The organism is Sediminibacterium sp. TEGAF015 (assembly GCF_025997995.1).
Lineage (GTDB): Bacteria > Bacteroidota > Bacteroidia > Chitinophagales > Chitinophagaceae > Sediminibacterium.
On record NZ_AP026683.1, the window covers coordinates 130,734 to 150,129 of the forward strand.

At 37.7% G+C, this 19,396-nt stretch carries 22 protein-coding genes; 12 read left to right on the plus strand and 10 right to left on the minus strand.

Features of this window, described 5'->3' with window-relative positions:
* Window positions 1–86 precede the first annotated feature (86 nt).
* A complete protein-coding gene (locus TEGAF0_RS00575) occupies window positions 87–413 on the minus strand; it encodes a hypothetical protein (protein ID WP_264899195.1) in 327 nt (108 codons plus the stop codon).
* A gap of 95 nt (window positions 414–508) precedes the next feature.
* Window positions 509–931 (minus strand): hypothetical protein, encoded by a 423-nt coding sequence (locus TEGAF0_RS00580; protein WP_264899196.1) that lies wholly within the window; start codon window positions 929–931, stop codon window positions 509–511.
* A gap of 141 nt (window positions 932–1,072) precedes the next feature.
* Here TEGAF0_RS00580 and rpsA point away from each other — a divergent pair, with 141 nt between their 5' ends.
* The 9 genes from rpsA (at window position 1,073) to TEGAF0_RS00625 (ending at window position 8,017) form a co-directional block, all read left to right on the plus strand.
* The gene (rpsA, locus tag TEGAF0_RS00585) at window positions 1,073–2,965 is read left to right on the plus strand and encodes a 30S ribosomal protein S1 (RefSeq protein WP_264899198.1); all 1,893 of its coding nucleotides are present in this window, start codon (window positions 1,073–1,075) and stop codon (window positions 2,963–2,965) included.
* A 141-nt stretch (window positions 2,966–3,106) separates the two neighbouring features.
* A complete protein-coding gene (locus TEGAF0_RS00590; protein WP_264899199.1) occupies window positions 3,107–3,913 on the plus strand; it encodes an outer membrane protein assembly factor BamD in 807 nt (268 codons plus the stop codon).
* Window positions 3,906–4,250 carry a DNA-directed RNA polymerase subunit omega gene (locus TEGAF0_RS00595; protein ID WP_026751424.1) on the plus strand — a complete coding sequence of 115 codons (345 nt, stop codon included), beginning with the start codon at window positions 3,906–3,908 and terminating at the stop codon, window positions 4,248–4,250. The genes TEGAF0_RS00590 and TEGAF0_RS00595 overlap by 8 nt, the downstream gene beginning before the upstream one ends.
* 106 nt (window positions 4,251–4,356) lie before the next feature.
* On the plus strand, window positions 4,357–5,283 hold the full coding sequence (gene porD, locus TEGAF0_RS00600; RefSeq protein ID WP_264899202.1) for a type IX secretion system protein PorD: 927 nt from the start codon (window positions 4,357–4,359) through the stop codon (window positions 5,281–5,283).
* Window positions 5,280–5,636 carry a DUF4296 domain-containing protein gene (locus tag TEGAF0_RS00605; RefSeq protein ID WP_264899203.1) on the plus strand — a complete coding sequence of 119 codons (357 nt, stop codon included), beginning with the start codon at window positions 5,280–5,282 and terminating at the stop codon, window positions 5,634–5,636. Before porD ends, TEGAF0_RS00605 begins: the two co-directional genes overlap by 4 nt.
* A gap of 2 nt (window positions 5,637–5,638) precedes the next feature.
* Window positions 5,639–6,331, plus strand: a complete 693-nt coding sequence (locus TEGAF0_RS00610) for a CoA transferase subunit A (protein ID WP_264899204.1) — start codon at window positions 5,639–5,641, stop codon at window positions 6,329–6,331.
* A 27-nt stretch (window positions 6,332–6,358) separates the two neighbouring features.
* Complete coding sequence (locus TEGAF0_RS00615) at window positions 6,359–7,018, plus strand: 3-oxoacid CoA-transferase subunit B (RefSeq protein WP_264899206.1); 660 nt, start codon at window positions 6,359–6,361, stop codon at window positions 7,016–7,018.
* 62 nt (window positions 7,019–7,080) lie between these two features.
* Window positions 7,081–7,551, plus strand: coding sequence for a redoxin domain-containing protein (locus TEGAF0_RS00620; RefSeq protein ID WP_264899208.1), 471 nt, complete (start codon window positions 7,081–7,083; stop codon window positions 7,549–7,551).
* Window positions 7,552–7,657: 106 nt separating this feature from the next.
* Window positions 7,658–8,017, plus strand: a complete 360-nt coding sequence (locus TEGAF0_RS00625) for a T9SS type A sorting domain-containing protein (protein WP_264899210.1) — start codon at window positions 7,658–7,660, stop codon at window positions 8,015–8,017.
* Window positions 8,018–8,041: 24 nt separating this feature from the next.
* Here TEGAF0_RS00625 and TEGAF0_RS00630 read toward each other — a convergent pair whose 3' ends face one another.
* Window positions 8,042–9,217, minus strand: coding sequence for a class I SAM-dependent rRNA methyltransferase (locus TEGAF0_RS00630; protein ID WP_264899211.1), 1,176 nt, complete (start codon window positions 9,215–9,217; stop codon window positions 8,042–8,044).
* A gap of 93 nt (window positions 9,218–9,310) precedes the next feature.
* Here TEGAF0_RS00630 and TEGAF0_RS00635 point away from each other — a divergent pair, with 93 nt between their 5' ends.
* Both TEGAF0_RS00635 and dnaJ read left to right on the plus strand, forming a co-directional pair.
* Window positions 9,311–9,880 (plus strand): nucleotide exchange factor GrpE, encoded by a 570-nt coding sequence (locus TEGAF0_RS00635; protein ID WP_264899212.1) that lies wholly within the window; start codon window positions 9,311–9,313, stop codon window positions 9,878–9,880.
* 15 nt (window positions 9,881–9,895) lie between these two features.
* The gene (gene dnaJ, locus TEGAF0_RS00640; protein ID WP_264899214.1) at window positions 9,896–11,062 is read left to right on the plus strand and encodes a molecular chaperone DnaJ; all 1,167 of its coding nucleotides are present in this window, start codon (window positions 9,896–9,898) and stop codon (window positions 11,060–11,062) included.
* A 39-nt stretch (window positions 11,063–11,101) separates the two neighbouring features.
* On the opposite strand, the gene TEGAF0_RS00645 is transcribed toward dnaJ, so the two are convergent.
* The 5 genes from TEGAF0_RS00645 to TEGAF0_RS00665 are packed head-to-tail and all read right to left on the minus strand — an operon-like array spanning window position 11,102 to window position 16,608.
* A complete protein-coding gene (locus tag TEGAF0_RS00645) occupies window positions 11,102–12,850 on the minus strand; it encodes a vWA domain-containing protein (RefSeq protein WP_264899216.1) in 1,749 nt (582 codons plus the stop codon).
* Window positions 12,851–12,894: 44 nt separating this feature from the next.
* Window positions 12,895–13,437 carry a hypoxanthine phosphoribosyltransferase gene (gene hpt, locus TEGAF0_RS00650; protein WP_264899218.1) on the minus strand — a complete coding sequence of 181 codons (543 nt, stop codon included), beginning with the start codon at window positions 13,435–13,437 and terminating at the stop codon, window positions 12,895–12,897.
* Window positions 13,438–13,439: 2 nt separating this feature from the next.
* Window positions 13,440–14,513, minus strand: coding sequence for a glucosaminidase domain-containing protein (locus tag TEGAF0_RS00655; RefSeq protein ID WP_264899220.1), 1,074 nt, complete (start codon window positions 14,511–14,513; stop codon window positions 13,440–13,442).
* A complete protein-coding gene (locus tag TEGAF0_RS00660; protein ID WP_264899222.1) occupies window positions 14,494–15,153 on the minus strand; it encodes an O-methyltransferase in 660 nt (219 codons plus the stop codon). Before TEGAF0_RS00660 ends, TEGAF0_RS00655 begins: the two co-directional genes overlap by 20 nt.
* Window positions 15,154–15,159: 6 nt before the next feature.
* Entirely contained in the window at window positions 15,160–16,608 is a 1,449-nt protein-coding gene (locus TEGAF0_RS00665) for a sodium:solute symporter (protein ID WP_264899224.1), read from the minus strand.
* A gap of 77 nt (window positions 16,609–16,685) precedes the next feature.
* Between TEGAF0_RS00665 and TEGAF0_RS00670 the strand changes: the two genes are divergently transcribed.
* Window positions 16,686–17,225: an LOG family protein gene (locus TEGAF0_RS00670; protein WP_264899226.1), complete on the plus strand. Its 540-nt coding sequence runs from the start codon at window positions 16,686–16,688 to the stop codon at window positions 17,223–17,225.
* Here TEGAF0_RS00670 and TEGAF0_RS00675 read toward each other — a convergent pair.
* On the minus strand, window positions 17,206–17,811 hold the full coding sequence (locus TEGAF0_RS00675) for a hypothetical protein (RefSeq protein ID WP_264899228.1): 606 nt from the start codon (window positions 17,809–17,811) through the stop codon (window positions 17,206–17,208). The genes TEGAF0_RS00670 and TEGAF0_RS00675 overlap by 20 nt on opposite strands.
* Window positions 17,812–17,834: 23 nt before the next feature.
* Window positions 17,835–19,247: an FAD-binding oxidoreductase gene (locus TEGAF0_RS00680; protein ID WP_264899230.1), complete on the minus strand. Its 1,413-nt coding sequence runs from the start codon at window positions 19,245–19,247 to the stop codon at window positions 17,835–17,837.
* Between the last annotated feature and the right edge of the window lie 149 nt (window positions 19,248–19,396).

Consider the following 19,396-nt stretch of genomic DNA (forward strand, 5'->3'; position numbering starts at 1 on the left):
GTCGGAAATTTTGAAATTGGGTATTGTAAATGTTGAAATCACTTATCGGTTATTTTGTACTAAACAAATGAATGAATACATTTTGGTTAGTGGTTTTTCGGAACTGATTTCTTTGTAGATGATTTAAGTAAGGTTTTATTTTCTTTATATCTCAAATCGGGGGTGCCATCTGCCTTTCTTGGACCTGTTGCTTCTGCATTAAATTTTTCTTTATTGGCTTTATAGCGCATGTCTGGTGTTCCATCTGATTTACTTGGATGTATCACCTGACTATTTTTACCGGCAGGAGTTATATTTTTCTGAAATTCCTGAATTTTTTTAATATCTGCTGGATTCTGATGGTTACCCTTTTGAGCATTGGCCTGCCCAATAAAACAGGATAAAAGAAAAATGGACAATAAAGATTTTAGCATATGATTATAGGTTAGTTTGACCAACAAATTACATATTCTGATGTAAAATCTTCCTCTGAATTACATCTTCTTTTAGTATGAAATCTACTGCTGATTTAAAATCTTCGGGGATACGTCTGCGCAACTCTGGCTTCTTTCTTTTCTAGATTGTTGCTGGGGCTTTTATAACCAGGTGAACCAATCTTTTCGGCAGCACCTCCAGGCCCTGCTCTATATTTTGCTTCAGGGTTGGTATTGTTGGTGGTATTTTCAATAAACTGCATTCTTCTTCTGATGCGATCTAGGTTTTCTTTGTTTTTCTTGGCTTTTTCTTCATCAGTTAGGACAGGGCCGGTATTTTTTTCTTTTTTGCCCATTGCCATTGCTTTAGCTCTTTCTGCCTTCTTGGCCATTAATTGTGCTTCAATAGCTTTTTTTTGTGCACGTAGTGCCCGCTCAACCCTTGGGTCATGGGATTGCGCAACTAAAGATCCCCCCCAAATAGCCCCTACAATTAGGATGTATGCGTGGATTTTCATCAGATTTTGGTCTTTATAATGCTAATCTAACGATTTATTTACATTTATGCAATAGTATACTGGGAAATAATAGCCTAATTAAACTGGAATTTAACAATAATTGTTACCTTTGCCCCCCGATTAAAACCATCGGGTTATTGTATGATTTTATTTAATAAACAACTAAACGCAGATGCTCAGGAGAGCGCAGCCGCTTCAGAAGCCGCGAACGTTCCTACTGCGACAACAAAAGCACCTGAAGTAGTAGAAACTGCTCATGACGATTTTGACTGGAGCATTGACAAAAGAAATGTTAGTCATTATGCTGCAACTGAGCGTGAAAAGTACGACAAAGTATACGACAATACTTTCGTGCAAATTGAAGACGGCGAAATCATTAAAGGTTCTGTTGTTGCACTAACTAAAACAGATGTTGTTGTAAACATTGGTTTTAAAAGTGATGGTCTTGTTTCTTTGAACGAATTCCGCGATTTACAAGGCTTAGCTGTAGGTGATGAAGTGGAAGTAATGGTAGTAGAAAAAGAAGACCGTTCCGGTAACCTTCATTTGAGCCGTAAGTCTGCAAGAATTTTCCGTGCATGGGAAAGAATTGTGGAAGTACACAAAACCGGTGAAGTTGTAACAGGAACCGTTACCAGCAAAACCAAAGGTGGATTGATCGTTGATGTATTTGGTATGGAAACTTTCTTGCCAGGTTCTCAGATTGATGTGAAGCCAGTTACTGATTACGATCAGTTTGTTGGTAAAACAATGGAGTTTAAAGTAGTAAAGATTAACGAAACCATCAAGAATGCCGTTGTATCTCACAAAGCATTGATTGAAAGTGATATTGAAGCACAACGTGCTGAAATCATGAGTAAACTTGAAAAAGGTCAGGTATTAGAAGGTATTGTTAAGAACATCACTGACTTCGGTGCATTCATGGACTTAGGTGGATTGGATGGTTTACTATATATCACCGATATTTCATGGGGTAGAATTTCTCACCCTAGCGAAGTGGTGAAAATGGATCAGAAACTACAAGTGGTTGTTTTAGACTTTGATGATGACAAGAAGCGTATCAGCTTAGGTCTTAAGCAATTGACTCCACATCCATGGGATGTATTACCTGAAGGATTAGCTGAAGGTTCTGTAGTTAAAGGTAAAGTTGTAAATATTGAAGATTACGGTGCATTCCTTGAAATTCAACCTGGTGTTGAAGGATTGGTTCACGTTTCTGAAATTACTTGGGCAAATACCCCAATTAATGCTAAAGAATTCTTCAAATTAGGTGATGAGCACGAAGCTAAAGTGGTTACTTTAGATAAAGATGCCCGTAAGATGAGCTTGAGCATTAAGCAAATGACTCAGGATCCTTGGAATACCATTGAAAACAAATATCCAGAGAACAGCAAGCACAAAGGTTTGGTGAAAAACATCACTCCTTACGGTGTATTTGTAGAGTTGGAGCCAGGAATTGGTGGAATGATTCATATCAGCGATTTAAGCTGGTTGAAGCGTTTCAATCACCCAACTGACTATACAAAAGTTGCTGATCAAATAGACGTTATTATCCTTAGCATTGACAAGGAAAACCGTAAACTTCAGTTAGGACACAAACAGTTGGAAGAAGATCCTTGGAATTCTTTAGAGGAAACTTTTGCCATCGGTTCTACCCATGAAGGAACAGTTACCCGTAAAGATGACAAAGGTGCGTTGGTTCAATTACAGTATGGTTTAGAAGGTTTTGCACCTAATCGTCACCTGAATAAGGAAGATGGTACTCAGGTTAAAGCTGACGAAACCGCTCAGTTTGTAGTAATTGAATTTGACCGTAACGAGAAGCGCATCGTTCTTAGTCATGCTCGTATTTGGGAACAGCATATAGCTGAAGAAAAAGAAGCAGCTAAGAAAGAAGCAAAAGCTGAATCTGATAACACCAAGAAAGCCGTTAAGAACATCCAGGCTAAAGTAGAAAAAGCTACTTTGGGTGACTTAGGCGCATTGGCTGAAATCAAGGCAAAATTGCAGGAAGGAGAGGGTGATAGCAAATAATATCACCTAAAGTTGTAATACAAAAAGGCTGTCCGGTTTAAAAGCTGGATGGCCTTTTTAGCTATTAATTAACGGCTACTATCCCAATTTGCAAAAAACCCTTCTTAAATTGCCATTTTATACGTAATTTCGCCAACTTCTATGGGTAGAATTGTAACTGTTTTATTGCTAACTGTCTTTTTGGGAACTGCTTGTACTACCAAATTTGCTAAGATAATGAAGAGCAAAGATTACGAGTATAAGTACAAAATGGCTGAGCAGTATTATGCCAACAAAAAGTACCCTGAAGCTTTAAGGCTCTTTGAAGATATTTTCCCTTATTTAAAAGGATCTCAGCGATACGAAGACATGTACTACAAGTACGCGTACTCTTATTTCTACATCAAGGATTATTTAAATGCGGAAAATATGTTTAAAAGCTTTGTAGAAAATTTTCCTGCAAGCACAAGAACACAGGACTGCGAATATATGCGGGCATACTGTTATTTCAAGCAATCGCCCAAGGTAGAATTGGATCAGACCAATACCACCAAAACGATGGGTTTGATGCAAGCATTTATTAGTACCCATCCTACTTCGCCAAGGGTAAAAGAGGCTACAGAGATTATTGATTTATGCAGAGAGAAGTTAGAGCGCAAGGAATTCTTGAGTGCTGAATTGTATTATAACTTAGGATTCTACAAAGCTGCTGCTATTGCTTTCAGCAACGTGGCTGATAACTTTCCTGATTCAAAAAAATCAGATGAATACAAGGTACTCATGATTAAGGCTTACTTTAAGTATGCTGAAATGAGTTACGAGGAAAAGCAAAAAGAGCGTTACGAAAAAGTGTTGTCTGAATGTAATGAGTTCGCGGAAAGATTTAACGACAGCAAATATCTAGAGGAAGTAAACAAGTATAAAACACAAACCCTTAACATACTTAAAAAAACGGGAAAAAATGAGTAAACTAAGAAGGCAGATGAGTGCCAATACCGCTAGTGTGGTAGAAACCAAAAGCCTGATCTCCATAAAAGAGAAAACAGGTAATCTGTATGAATCTATTGCAATCATCGCAAGAAGAGCCAATCAGATTAATATTTCCCTTCGCGAAGAATTACACAACAAGTTGGAAGAGTTTGCCAGCCACACCGACAGTTTGGAAGAAATTCATGAGAACAAAGAGCAGATTGAAATTTCTCGTGCTTACGAGAAAATGCCTAATCCAGCAATTTTAGCTACAACAGAATTTATGGAAGGAAAAGTTTACCACAGGAAAAATCTAGATACAGATTTATTCAGATAAGCTATTTCTCTTTTCTAATTAGCTAATTCTTTCTAAAATGATTTAAACGACAGTATTTTACTGTCGTTTTTTGTTACTTTTAGTTTCCGTTCAATTTTACCTTATCATGCATTTTATACGTATTTCAATTCTGTTTATTACCCTGTTTGCTATACCCAATTTGGGGGATGCACAGGAGTTAAAAGCGAAAGTTACCGTTATGGCTGCAAGGGTAGCAACAACTGTTGACAGAAAGATATTCACTACCCTGCAAACGCAGTTGAATAATTTCATGAATAACAGAAAATGGACGAGCGATGTATTTAAGGAAAACGAAAAAATAGAATGCAGTTTTATAATCAATATTGAATCTGCAGTTGAACCAAATATCTATAAAGCATCTTTAACCATTCAGGCTGCTAGGCCTGTATTCAATGCATCCTATCAGGCTGCACTGGTTAATTTTATAGATCAGGAACTCTTGTTTAAATATGTAGAATTTCAGCCTGTAGAATTCAATGAAAACCGGGTACAGGGAACAGATGCAGGAGTAGCCAATTTAACCGCGGTGTTGGCTTACTATGCTTACATGATTATTGGACTCGATTATGATTCCTTCTCTCCTAAAAGCGGAGAAACTTTTTTTAGAAAGGCACAGAATATAGTAAACAATGCACCTGAAGGAAGCAAGATAGCAGGGTGGAGAATGTTTGATGGATTACGAAACCGATATTGGCTGAACGAGAATTTGATTAATACTAAATTCAACATCATTCACGATGTTATTTATACTTACTACAGAGCGGGATTAGATAAGTTAATTGAGAATGAAAATGAGGCAAGGGCAAATATTTTGCAAGCCCTTATTCAACTGAATGCCTTGAATAAGGAGAATCCGAATAGTATGATTCTGCAATTCTTTATGCAGGGTAAAACAGCAGAATTGATTGGTATATTTAAGAAAGGAACTTTTGAAGAAAAGCAAAAGGCTGTTGAATTGTTATCGTTGCTGGATATTCCCAACGCCAATAAATATAAAGAGGAGTTGAAGTGAGAAAACTATTTTATTCGCTGATTGTTCTTTTGGCAATAGCCTGCGGAGGAGAGAAGGTACCTTCAAATATCCTATCTGTGAATGAAATGAGTAAAATCATGTGGGATATGATGAAGATGGATGAGTATTATCTTCGCATTACAGCAAAAGATACACTCAATCTTAGAATAAAAGAGAATATCCGTTTATATGAGCAGGTTTTTAATAGTTATGGTATAGAAAGAAAAAAATTTTATGATAGCTATCATTATTATGAAGCACATCCAAAACAGTTTAAAATACTGATTGATTCAATTGATGTTATTGCAGGAAGGGAAAGAAATCTGATTAATCAAAAATCACAATCCAAATAAGAATGAATAAGGTTTATAAAGATGCATTCGAAGCAACTGCAGATATATCAAATGGCGCAGTGATCATGTTGGGTGGATTTGGTTTAAACGGGATACCTGAAAACAGTATTGCGGCTTTGGTTGCTCATAAAGTTCAGGGACTTACCTGTATCTCCAATAATGCCGGTGTTGACGATTTTGGTTTAGGCTTACTATTGCAAACACGTCAGATTAAAAAAATGATCAGCAGTTATGTGGGTGAAAATGCTTTATTTGAAAAGCAACTCTTAAATGGTGAGCTCGAAGTAGACCTTGTTCCTCAGGGTACATTGGCAACAGGAATACAAATGGCTGCAATGGGTATTCCTGCTTATTTTACTCCTGCTGGTTATGGTACTGAAATAGCTATTGGTAAGGAGGTTAGGGAATTTGACGGTAAAATGTATTTGATGGAAAAAGCCATTCATGCAGACTTTGCCATTGTAAAAGCATGGAAAGGAGATAAAGCAGGCAATCTAGTTTTTAGAAAAGCAACCAGAAATTTTTCTACCTCAATGGCCAAAGCAGGGAATATCACCATTGCTGAAGTAGAACATTTGGTTGAACCCGGAGAAATTGATCCGGATGAAGTTGATGTAGCAGGTGTATATGTACACCGTATTTTCCAGGGTAAAAATTATGAAAAAAGAATAGAAAGAAAAACTACCCGCATTTAATCAATTTTATAAAAACTAACGAGCACTATGGCTTTAGATAAATTTGGAATTGCCAAGCGCATTGCACAGGAATTAAAAGATGGAATGTATGTGAATCTGGGTATAGGTATCCCGACTTTAGTAGCTAATTATATTCCTTCTGACATTTCTGTTGTATTTCAGAGTGAAAACGGCATATTGGGAATGGGCCCTTATCCTGACGAAGCTTCCATTGATGCAGACTTAATTAATGCGGGTAAGGAAACGGTAACCGTTATTCCCGGTGGAGCATTTTTTGATAGCGCAGAAAGTTTTGGAATGATTAGAGCCGGGAAAATAGATCTGACTGTATTGGGAGCAATGGAAGTGAGTGAAAGCGGAGATATTGCCAACTGGAAGATACCAGGTAAAATGGTAAAAGGAATGGGAGGGGCCATGGACCTTGTAGCCAGTGCTAAAAATATTATTGTAGCAATGATGCATACCAATCCAAAGGGAGAAAGTAAATTGCTACCTACTTGCAGTCTACCGTTGACCGGGGTTTCCTGCGTTAAAAAAATTGTGACTGATTTGGCTGTTCTCTCTGTGACCCCGGAGGGATTTTTCTTGCTTGAGCGGGCACCGGGCGTTTCCATAGAAGAAATTAAATCAAAAACGCTGGGTAAACTGATTGTTCCGGATTCTGTTCCTGAAATGCAGATTTCCTAAAACCTTTTTCTCGGTTTTTTGTTGAACATCATATATATATTTTCACTTTAAAATCAATCATAATGAGTATTCAAGTAGGACAGAAAGCTCCATCATTCTCTCTTTTTAATACTGAAAAACAAAAAGTTAGTCTGGAAGAGTTAAAAGGTAAGCCAGTAGTATTATTGTTTTTTCCTTTGGCATTTACAGGGGTATGTACTGCAGAACTTTGTAACGTAAGAGATAATATCGGATTGTACAACAATACCAATGCTCAGGTATTTGGCATTTCAGTTGATTCACTGTTTACCCTTGATAAATTCAGCAAAGAGCAAAACCTGAACTTCCCTTTGTTAAGTGATTTTAATAAGGAAGCTGCAAAAGCATACGGTGTATTGTATGAAACATTCCCTGCCTTTGAAATGTTGGGTGTTAGTAAGCGTGCAGCATTTGTCATTGACGCAGAAGGAACCGTAAAATATGCTGAAGTTTGTCCTACACCTGGTGATCTTCCCAGCTTTGAAGCTATTCAGACAACATTAGCATCTTTATAATAAAAATATATCTAGGGCATTGTTTTTCAATTGTTTGGAGAACAATGCCTTCTTGTTTTTTGGAGAAACCCCAATTTCTGCTTATTTTCATAGCTGAAACGATTGGATGAAGATTTTTTACAAAGCAATTGTTGGGGTTGTTTTATTGATTTGCACCACTGTTCTGGTTGCGAACGACCATGGTTTTAATTACAGCACAGTAAGTACTGTTGATACAAAAATTCAGCGATTTTATCCCAACCCTGCCACACAGTTTATTCATTTTGACTTAGATCCTTCAGTAGATAAATCCTACAGTATTGAAATTTATAATTTCATGGGCCGTAAAATGAATGCACAACGTGTTACGTCCAATAAAGTAACCATCTATTTTGATGATAATTATTTTAGAGGGTTATACATTTATCAGTTAAAAGATCGCAGCGGCAGAATTGTGGAATCCGGTAAATTTCAGGTAGCCCGCTAGAATTACTTTTCTATTTCTTGTTGATTATCTGTCGCAAACTTCTACAATCAGGAATTTAAGGTAATTGGTGTTTTCCATTCCCCATACAATTGGATGGTCGCTTGCTTGTGCTTGAAAAGTAACCTGTTTTAATCTCTTCTTTGCGTCTTTTGCTGCAGCATGAATGGTTTCCAGAAACAATTGTGGATGTACCAGATTCGTACAACTTGATGTAACCAGAAAGCCTCCGTTTCTGATCAGTTTCATTCCCCTTAGATTTATTTCCTTGTATCCATTCACAGCATTTTGTATACTATCTCTGCTCTTCGTAAATGCAGGTGGGTCAAGCATCACTACGTCGTAACAAGGTCCGTTTTTACCCCAGTCTTTCAGCACATCAAAAGCATTCATTGCTTTGAATTCAACAATTTTTTCCAGACCGTTTAAAGCTGCATTTTTATTCGCCTGAATTACTGCCTGTTCAGAAATATCAATACCCAGTACAGATTTTGCTCCGTAGTATGCTGCATGAATTTCAAAAGTACCGGTGTAGGTAAATGCACCCATTACTTCAGCTCCCTTTACTATATGCTGAATGGCTCTTCTATTGTCTTGCTGATCTAAAAAATACCCTGTTTTTTGTCCATTCTCAATATCTACATGAAAGCGTAGCCCGTTTTCATTGATGATGATATTGGTATCGAATGGCGTTGATAAAAAACCTTTCAGTTGCGGTAATCCTTCCAGATTTCTGACTGGCACATCGTTTCTTTCATAAATACCTTTGGGGTTAAAAATGCGCTCCAATGCCTTAACAATGGCAGGTTTCCATATATCCATTCCCAATGAGAGTGTCTGAATGACAAAGTAATCATTGAATTTGTCAATAATTAAGGCCGGAAGCTGATCTGCCTCTCCAAATACCAGCCGGCAGTTTTCGGTATACCCTGTTTTCTGGCGGTATTGCCATGCTTTGAGTATTTGCTGATGGAAAAAATCTTCATTGATTTCAACCGGTCTCCTGCTCAAAAGCCGAATGATAATTTGTGATTTTGGGTTAATATAGCCGACACCGGCAATTTTTCCATCCGCAAATCGAACTTCAACAATATCCCCAGGAGTAGTTTCCCCGGCAATCCTGTCAATTTCATTGGCATAAATCCAGGGGTGGCCATTGGCTATTCTTGGGGCTATCTTCTTTTTCAGGTATACCTTTGTCATCTGGCAAATATAAGCAGGCTATAACTGTCATTTTTTCCCTTTTCTTTGCGTGGCAAAATTATTGCCTATATAGGCTAGCAAATAAAATATACTATGGAAGAGCAAGAATTGCAGAATAATGCTGAAACAACCGAAAAAACAGCAGAAATGAACATTAATGCTGACGAAAATGCAGCCGGCACGTCAAATTTGAACGAACCTGTTGCGGAAGAGTCTGTTGTAGCAAAACTAGAGGCAGAATTGGCGGACCAGAAGGACAAATACCTTCGTTTAATGGCTGAATTTGACAATTTCAGAAGAAGAACTGCAAAAGAACGGTTAGAGTTGATTCAAACTGCAGGAAAAGATGTTATTGTATCCTTGCTGGATGTTTTGGACGATTGCGACAGGGCAGAAAAACAACTGCAGGGAACAGAAGATATTGCAGCTCAGAAAGAAGGAGTGATGCTTGTATTTAATAAGCTCAGAAATAATTTGCAGCAGAAAGGGGTGAAAGTAATGGAAACGATTAATACCGACTTTGATGTGGAGAAACACGAAGCTATTACGGAAATTCCTGCTCCAACAGAAGAACTAAAAGGAAAAGTAATTGATGAAGTAACCAAAGGTTATTTTTTAAACGATAAAATTATCCGCTTTGCAAAAGTGGTGGTAGGGAAATAATCCAATTTATTATTTATGTCTAAAAGAGATTTTTACGAAATATTGGGCGTGTCTAAGTCTGCAACTGCAGATGAAATAAAAAAAGCATACCGTAAGGTAGCTATGCAATTTCATCCGGACAGAAATCCAGGAGACAAAGCAGCTGAAGAAAAATTTAAAGAAGCTGCTGAAGCTTATGAGATATTAAGTGATGCCGATAAGAAAGCCAAGTATGATCGTTTTGGACATGCTGCATTTGGTCCCGGAACAGGAGGAGGCAATTATGGCGGTGGTGCAGGCATGAATATGGATGATATTTTCAGTCAGTTCGGTGACATATTTGGTGAAGATATGTTTGGTAGTTTCTTCGGAGGAGGTGGAAGACAGAGAGGGGGAGGTAGACAAAGAGGAACCCGTGGATCTAATTTGAGAATCAAATTAAAGCTGAATTACGAAGAAATTGCAAAGGGAGTTACCAAGAACGTTAAAGTAAAAAAACATGTTCTCTGCAATACCTGTGCGGGTAGTGGGGCTAAAGATAAAAACAGTACACAATCTTGTTCTACCTGTGGTGGTTCCGGCCAGGTTCGTAAAGTTACCAGTACTTTCCTAGGTCAAATGCAAACTGTTTCTACTTGTCCCAGCTGTAATGGAGAAGGTACAACCATCACTGCTAAATGCGGAAGCTGTAAAGGAGATGGGCGCGTTTATGGAGAAGAAACCATCAGCATTGATATTCCGGCAGGTGTTCAGGAAGGAATGCAGTTGAGCATGAGTGGAAAAGGGAATGCTGGCGAACGTGGTGGCGCTCCCGGAGATTTAATTATACAGATAGAGGAAGAGTCTCATGAGGAACTGCACAGAGATGGGTTGAATGTGGCTTATGACTTGCATATTTCTTTCCCTGATGCTGTTTTTGGTACCCAGGTTGAAGTGCCAACAATTGATGGTCGTGCCAAGATAAAAATTCCTGCAGGCACACAGAGTGGTAAAATATTTCGCTTAAAAGGAAAAGGTTTTCCCGAAGTGCAGGGTTACCATCGCGGTGATCAGTTAATTAACGTAAATGTATGGACGCCGCAGAGTTTGAGTGCCGAAGAAAAACAAGTATTGGAAAAATTCAGTAGCAGCAGTAACTTCAAACCTAATCCTTCAAAGGGCGAAAAAAGTTTCTTTGACAGAGTAAAAGAAGCGTTTAGCTAGTAGTTGATAGTGAAATAATGTAAAAGTCCTGTGAGTGGTTTATTCCTTGCGGGACTTTTTTCTTTTAGCGGGATTATATATTTTATCTGCTTTCTGAATAAGCAAGCTTAATTCATTCTGTAAAGTGTTCTGAGGATTACACGAAGCATTGGCTAAAGAAATCAATTCATTATATGAATATGCTTTCAGAAATTTAGATTTACGCAATAGGCCTGCAAAAGCAGCAATAGTGATTGTTCTTCTACTGGCAGAATCTATCAACTGTATGGGAATGTATTCATTATTTAATTGCCATGTTTGTACTTGTACAGATGGATTGATAACAGACTCGTATGTTAAATGAATTTTGGCAAATTCCTGATTGCTTGAATGGGAAACGGGTTCTATTTCGAATAGAGCAAGTGAAACATGTCCACTCCCAATTTCACCACCGAGCAATGTTGCTGAACTATCTGAAACAGCATCTTTTTTATTATCAAACCCAATTAATCTATATGCATTTACAACCTCTTTATTAAATGCAATATTTAGTGTGGTATTCTTTGCAACAGAAAAAAGCGTAGTAGTAAATTCTCTGACCAATACTTTTTCAGCTTCACCTATCTGATCAATATAGGCAAAATTTCCGTTTCCTTTTTTGGAAAGGGTTTCCAGCTTACTGTCTTTATAGTTGCCCATTCCTACCCCCAAACAGGTTAAACTGATTCCATATTCCCTGTAGCTTGCAATGAGGTCTTCTAATTCTTTTTCAGTTCTTTGTCCTATATTGAAATCTCCATCAGTTGCTAAAATTACACGGTTATTTCCTCCATTAATAAAACTACCTTTTGCCAGATTGTATGCTACCTTGATGGCGTTTTCACCGGGCGTATCGCCATTGGCACTTAATGAATCAATCACTTCATTAATAATCTTTTTTTCAGCACCACTGGTTGGATATAATTCAATAGCTACGTTTCCTCCATAGGTTACTATGCTGATAGTATCAATATTTCTAAGATTGGCTGTAAGTATTTTAAATGCTGATTGTATTAATGGTAGCCGATTAGGATGGTCCATTGAACCGGAAACATCTATCAAAAAAACAAGATTACTCGGTGGAATTTTGTCCAGATTTAACCGCGGAGCGAAGGCTTTGGTTAAAAGCAGTTTATTATTATTGTTCCATGGACAATCTGTAATCAGCGATTCCAATGTGAACAATGAGCTTGTATTTTTATTGGGGTAATCAAAAGAAAAATAATTCAGCATTTCTTCTGTTCTTATGGCGTCAAGTGGAACACTCATTTCATTGGAAATAAACCTCCTGATATTACTGTAAGCAGCCTTATCAATATTTAATGAGAAGCCTGTCTGAGGATATTGGATGGTTTTAATAAAGCCGTTTTCTATAAGCCCACTGTAACTTTCTCCCATACTTGCAAATTGTATGGTCTCTGCTGGTTTTAAATCTGTAATAACAGAAGCAAGATTCTTTTGATAAAGTCTGGCTGTGCTGGGCAGCATTTCAAGTGTAATCTGTTGAAATATATTGGTATGAATGTGTAAGCTGGTTGTTTCATAACCCTGCAGGGATAAAAATATGCTGTCTTCTGATTTGGTTAATGGGATACCAAAGTCTCCGTCTTTACCACTGTAAAAAGGGATTAATCCCCTTGATTTTACTTGAATGGAAACACCTTCAAGTTTTCTTCCTCTTCGGTCTTTTATTTGCCCCCTTAAATAATACTGTGCATAGCTATCTGTAGTGAAAAGTAGTAATAGTAGTATGGGAAATACCTGTTTCATTTCCTACAAATTAAGCAATCCTGCTGATGCCAGCCTGTAAGATATTATTGGCTTTCTTTCAGCTGATAAATTTCTTTGAGGTTTCTTCCAAATCCATCATAGTCAAGCCCATATCCTAAAACAAATCGGTTGGGAATACTAAAACAGCAGTAATCAATCTGCACAGGGTAGACGGTTGCATCCGGTTTATGCAATAATACAGCCATTTTTACGGAAGCAGGTTGCTGATGATATAACTGGGGAATAAACTCGTGCATGGTTTTACCTGTATCAATAATATCTTCTAGCAAAATCAGGTGACGATCTCTGATATCTGTATCCAGACCTATAGCAGTAATGACATTGCCGGTAGATTTAGTTCCTTTATAGGAAGCTAGTTTTATAAAACAAATTTCGGCTTCAATCGTAATTTGTTTGAACAAATCTGCTGCAAACATGAATGACCCGTTAAGTACACCAATAAACAAAGGTTTTTTGCCATCATAATCCTTGCTGATTTGCTTCCCCAATTCACTAACTTTTTCCTGAATTAAAGATTCTGCTAAATAGGGCTCAAATTTTTTGTTGAAAAGCTGAATATCAGACATGGTTATTTTCTGTTTGGAGTTGACTTACTGGTAAGGGGCATTTTTAGAAAAACCTTTGTGCCCGGAACCGGGATAGCAGTTTTATTTAAATGGTTATTGTACTGCAATATATTTTCCAGTCTAACCCCGTTTAATTGAGCTATTTCAAATAGCGATTCTCCCGCTTGGGCAATATGAAATTCCTGTTCTCCTTTTTTGGGCTTCTTCTCCAAATAAATTAACTGATCTTCTGAAATAATATCCGTTGTTTCTTCCAATTCGTTGTATTGTAGAATTTTTGCCAATGATATATTATGCTGGTTGGCTATAGCAAGTAAAGACCTTCCTGCTTTAACAACAATAACATTGGTATTATTGATTGTGAAAACAGATTCCGGGAAATTGTAATTTCTGTATTTGGCTTTTGTACTGCTTTGTTTTTGCTCAGCAGGAATAAATGTTTCAGAAGAAGGTTCATTGTCTGTTTCCTGTACCTGTGTTTTGGTAATTGTTTCTTTTTTTGAAGCTTCGGATTGTGCTGTAACAACCTCTGTATTATTTTCAAAAGATTTTGGATTATTCATTCTGGCCAATGCAATGGTATTATACTGGTCCAGCTGATAGTCTTTTACTACTTTCAATAATTTCTGAGCGTATGTAGGAGCAGTGGCATAGCCAGCTTTCTTTAATCCCTTTGCCCAGCCTTCAGTATCCGTTGGACTTAGTTTAAAAAGGAATTGATAATGAGCTCTTGTTCTTAAAAAATCGGAGTGGTCTTTGAAAGAAGAAATAGGATTATCGTATACCCTGAAACATTCTCCCCTTGCATCGTCGTCGTGATAGGTTTTTGCACCAGTCCATTCCGCTTTACATTTAATTCCGAAATGATTGTTGGATCTTTTCACCAGGTCACTTTCACCAGATTGTGATTCCAATACTGCCTGTGCCAAAGTAATGGCAGCCGGCACACCAGAGCGAATCATTTCTTCGATGGCAATTTCCTTGTATTGTTCTATATAGGCGATGGTTTTGCTATTCTGTGCATGTACCTGCACAAAACATACAAATCCGATCAGACTAAAAAACCATTTCATCATTTTTTTTCTTTTTTATGATGCTAATCCCATCTCTTACGGAAAGCATCACTTGTTCTGTTCTGGAATCATTCTGAACATGCTCATTGAATGCATGAATGGCTTTTGCGTTTTTGCCTTTCAACGGCTCTTCCAGCACTTGTCCATGAAACAAGACATTGTCTGCTATAATGAACCCGTTTTCAGATAAAACCGGTAACACCATTTCGTAATAATCAATGTAACTTGTTTTATCGGCATCAATAAATACCAGATCCCAAGTAAAGGGCAAACCAGGTATGATTTCCCTTGCATTTCCGACGTGCAAAGTTATCTGCTTATTTGCATTAAATTTCTTAAAATTTTCAGCTGCTGTATATGCATCATCCGGCCTCAGTTCAATGGTATGAATCATACCGTCTTCGGGTAAGCCTCTTTGAAGACAAAGCGCACTATATCCGGTAAATGTGCCTATTTCCAGTACATATCTTGGCTGAATCATTGCACATACCATAGTTAAGAGCTGGCCCTGAACCGCACCACTTAGCATATGAGATAAGGGATGCTGGGCAATAGTTTGCTCACTAATCTCCCTTAAAGTTGCTGATTCAGGAGTAGTAAACCTGGCCGTGTAGGCTTCAACTAGGGGGTTTATCAATTCCATTTCGGATTATTTATCTCCTTTTTTGGAAATCAGTAACAGGCCTATAAAAGTTAATGCACCGTTGATAATCAGCAGTTCTAATCCTACTTCATAGGAACCCAATAAGTTTTTCTGAAACTTATCCAATAGGAAACAAATGATTGGTGCAGCTACACAAACATAGGGCACCCATTTGTCGTTGACCATTCTTTTTGTAATAATGCCAAATGTGAACAAGCCCAATAAAGGTCCGTAGGTATAGGCTGCAATTTTTAGCAATAAACCAATCATGCTTGGATCATTCACCCATTTGAAAATCAAAACAAAAACAAGGAATATAGCTGCAAAAGTTAAATGCACTCTTTGTCTAATTTTTTTCTGAGCTGCTTCATCTAAATCGGCTCTTCGCTGAATGCCAATTATATCAATACAAAAAGTTGATGTTAAAGCGGTGATTGCTCCATCGGCACTGGGAAATAAAGCTGATATCAGTGCAATGATAAATATAACTGAAACAATCGGAGGCATATGTTCCATTGCAAGTATGGGAAATATTTTATCACCTGTTGCATCAATATTCAACCGTTCTGCATATAGGTACAATAGGCCACCCAGGAATAGAAAAATTACAATAACTGTTGCCAGTGTAATGGCCATTGACATCACATTTTTTTGTGAGTCTTTAAGGGTTTTAACCGAAATGTTTTTTTGCATCATTTCCTGATCCATACCAGTCATTGTTACTGTTATGAATGCACCTGCAATTATTTGTTTTAAAAAGTAAAATTTACTATTTGGGTCGGTTACAAAAATAGTGGAGTAACCTCTGTCGTTCATTGCCTGAAGGCTTTCTCCAAAGCCCATATTCAGTTGATTCAGAATATAGAATACACAAATTACCAGTCCGGCAAGCATACAGGTGGTTTGAAGCGTATCAGTGTAAACAATGGTTTTTACTCCCCCTTCGTAGGTATAGAGTAAAATCATAATGAGGATGATTAATGTGGTTGCCCAGAATGGAACATGAAAGCTATTTAAAATGGCTTCCTGTAAAATATTTACTACCAGGTAAAGTCTTGCTGTTGCTCCAAGTGTTCTTGATAATATAAAAAAAGAAGATCCTGTTTTATAAGCATTGAATCCCATTCTGGAACTCAAGTAATGATAGATGGAGGTTAGATTCAATCGATAATATAAGGGGAGTAATATATACGCAATCATTGTATAGCCAATCAGATATCCCAATGTAATCTGTATGTACGCAAATGATTCTTTAGCCACAGCCCCCGGTACACTCACAAAAGTTACGCCGCTTAAAGAGGTTCCTACCATTCCGAATGCTACCAGCATCCAGTTACTATTCTTATTTCCAATAAAAAATGAATGGTTATCGCTGTTTTTTCCAGTATACCAAGCTACAGCCAGTAAAATCAGAAAATACCCTATTACAAAGGAAAAAAGCAATAATGGAGACATGGCAATTCGTTTGGTTTAAAGAATTTTGTAAAGTAGTAAAAATAATTAAGGTATTTTGTCTGTCCTAATTGTATACAATGAAAATTAAAAATATTGCAGTGTTCTGCGGGTCTAAGTCTGGAAACAATCCCCGATTTTTAGAAGAAACGATGATTCTTGGAAAATTAATGGCTGAAAAAGGAATCCGATTGGTTTACGGTGGCGGAAATAAAGGCTTAATGGGAGCTGTAGCCGATGCCGTTATGGAGGGGAATGGAGAAGTAACCGGTGTGATTCCGGAAGTTTTATTGGAGTGGGAGCATGAACACAAAGGGATTACCGATTTGCGCGTTGTGGGAGATATGCATAGTAGAAAAAAAATGCTATATGAGCTTTGTGATGCTGCTATCATTTTGCCGGGTGGTAATGGCACACTGGATGAACTCTTTGAAATGCTTACCTGGAACACGCTGAAGATTCATAATAAAAAAATTGTTTTACTCAATATGAATGGTTATTACAATCATTTGATTGCACATATTGACACAATGCATCAGCAAGGCTTCCTTTATGAAGATTGGAAGCAACGATTACTTGTTGCTACAACTGCAGCAGAAGCTATTTCTTTTTTGAGTTAAGATAAAAACCTAAACCACCTCTGAATATGGGTTGAGGGTCTCCGGCAATACCATCTCTGTATGGAGAGTTAACAGCCTGGTTTAAATCGATCATGATAGTAAAATAAGACAACTGTCTGCCAATTTCTCTGCTTCCATAACCAATACCCGCAAGCATACTGGGCGCCTGTAATTGCAATCTGGTTGTTTGTCCGCTGACCGGATCGGTTCTGGAAGAGCTTATCCAGTTATATTCGGGCTGGATTTGTAAATGCAAAAAAGAAACTGGCCAAAATCTTAAAAATGCGCCACCTCCATAGTTGAAATTTTTGTATTTGTAAGAATTGAACACAGAAGCATTTTGTGAGGCATAATTAAAATTCATAGCTACACCCACATCTACCCAATTGTTCAGACTGTAACCAATGGTTGGGTTTACTCCCACATTAAAAAAACGATTAGATATACCCAGATTTAAGCTGGAGCCGATAAATATTCTGCTACGATCAAATCCAACAGGACCTTCTGCTTCTCTGTTATCCATTTGTGCAAACCCGGATAAACTGATTCCCATTACTATTGCGATAATCAAAACACACTTATTCATAGCTGAACTTTTGGTAAAAATAATTAATCCCTGCTGTCGAATATTTTTCCTGCATTTAAAATATTGTTAGGATCAAATGCCTTTTTTATATCTCTCATCAATTGAATGGCTGATTGGCTGAAAACAGTGGCCATATAAGGTTTCTGAATTAATCCGATTCCGTGTTCTGCACTGATGGTTCCTCCCAGTTCTTTTACAATGGCAAATAAAGATTGTAAAATAGCAGTCATTTCAGGATTCCCATGGCTGTTTTTTATGGTTGGATGATTGATTCGTATATGCAAATTCCCATCTCCGGCATGACCGTAGCAAACTACTTTGCATCCGTGTTTTGCACCTAACTCTTTTACGCTTTTTATGAGGGTTGGTAATTCCGCGCGCGGAACTACTGTATCTTCTTCAATTGTATAGCCCTCCAGCTTTACTGCTTCGGCAGCTTTTCTTCTCAATTGCCATAAAGCAGCTTTTTGCTGAGCATCGTCTGCAAAAAGAATATCTCCTGCATCAAAAGTTGTCATCAACTCTGCAATGGCTTCCATTTCCTGCATCAACACATCCATATTATTGCCATCTACTTCAATAATGAGATGGCCTTCCATTTCATCTGTAACTGGTACAACATTGCTGTCAACCATTTTGCTTACAATCTGCAAGGCATTAATTTCAATTAACTCCAAAGCACTGGGCGTAAAACCAGCTCTAAAAATGGCACTAACAGCTGCTCCTGCCTTTTCAAGCGAGGCAAATGGTACCAGCATGAGTAAATCATATTTTGGAAGCGGTATTAGTTTCAATACAATTTTAGTAACAATTGCCAAAGTCCCTTCACTGCCAACAATTAGTTGTGTTAAGTTATATCCGGTAGCATTTTTTAAAACATTTGCCCCTGTCCACATTATTTCGCCCGTTGGCAATACAATTTCGAGATTGAGCACATAATCTTTTACAACACCATATTTTACTGCTTTGGGTCCGCCACTGTTTTCTGCAATATTTCCTCCAATAAAGCAACTCCCTTTGCTGCTTGGGTCGGGGGGGTAGAACAGTCCTTTTTCTTTAACTGCATCCTGCAACACTTCGGTAATAACACCAGGTTCTGTGATTACCTGAAGATTACGCTCATCTATAGAGAGTATTTTATTCAGTTTTTCAGTAGATAGTAAAACTCCACCCAGATGGGGTAATGCGCCGCCACTTAAACCTGTACCTGCACCTCTGGGGGTCACAGGGATGTTGTGTTCGTTACAGAGTTTCATGATGGCAGCTATTTCAGCTGCATTTGCCGGTTTGATTACAACCTCCGGAATGTATACCAGTTTCTCTGTTTCATCATGGCTGTATTCCAGTAAACTGGCTTCATCTATCAAAACCTGTTCCTGTCCTACAATTTCCTGAAACGTCTTTAAAATGGCGTTGGTAATCTTTCCTTGCTGCATGGATCCTGAATTAAATTTTTGGTAAAATTAAGGTTGAGGGGGCTAAAGTTTGTGTAAAACATACACAAATAATGCAATCAAATAATTAAACAATGTACTTTTGTATACTAACTAACGATTGTTTGCTTATGTCATTACCTACTTTAACA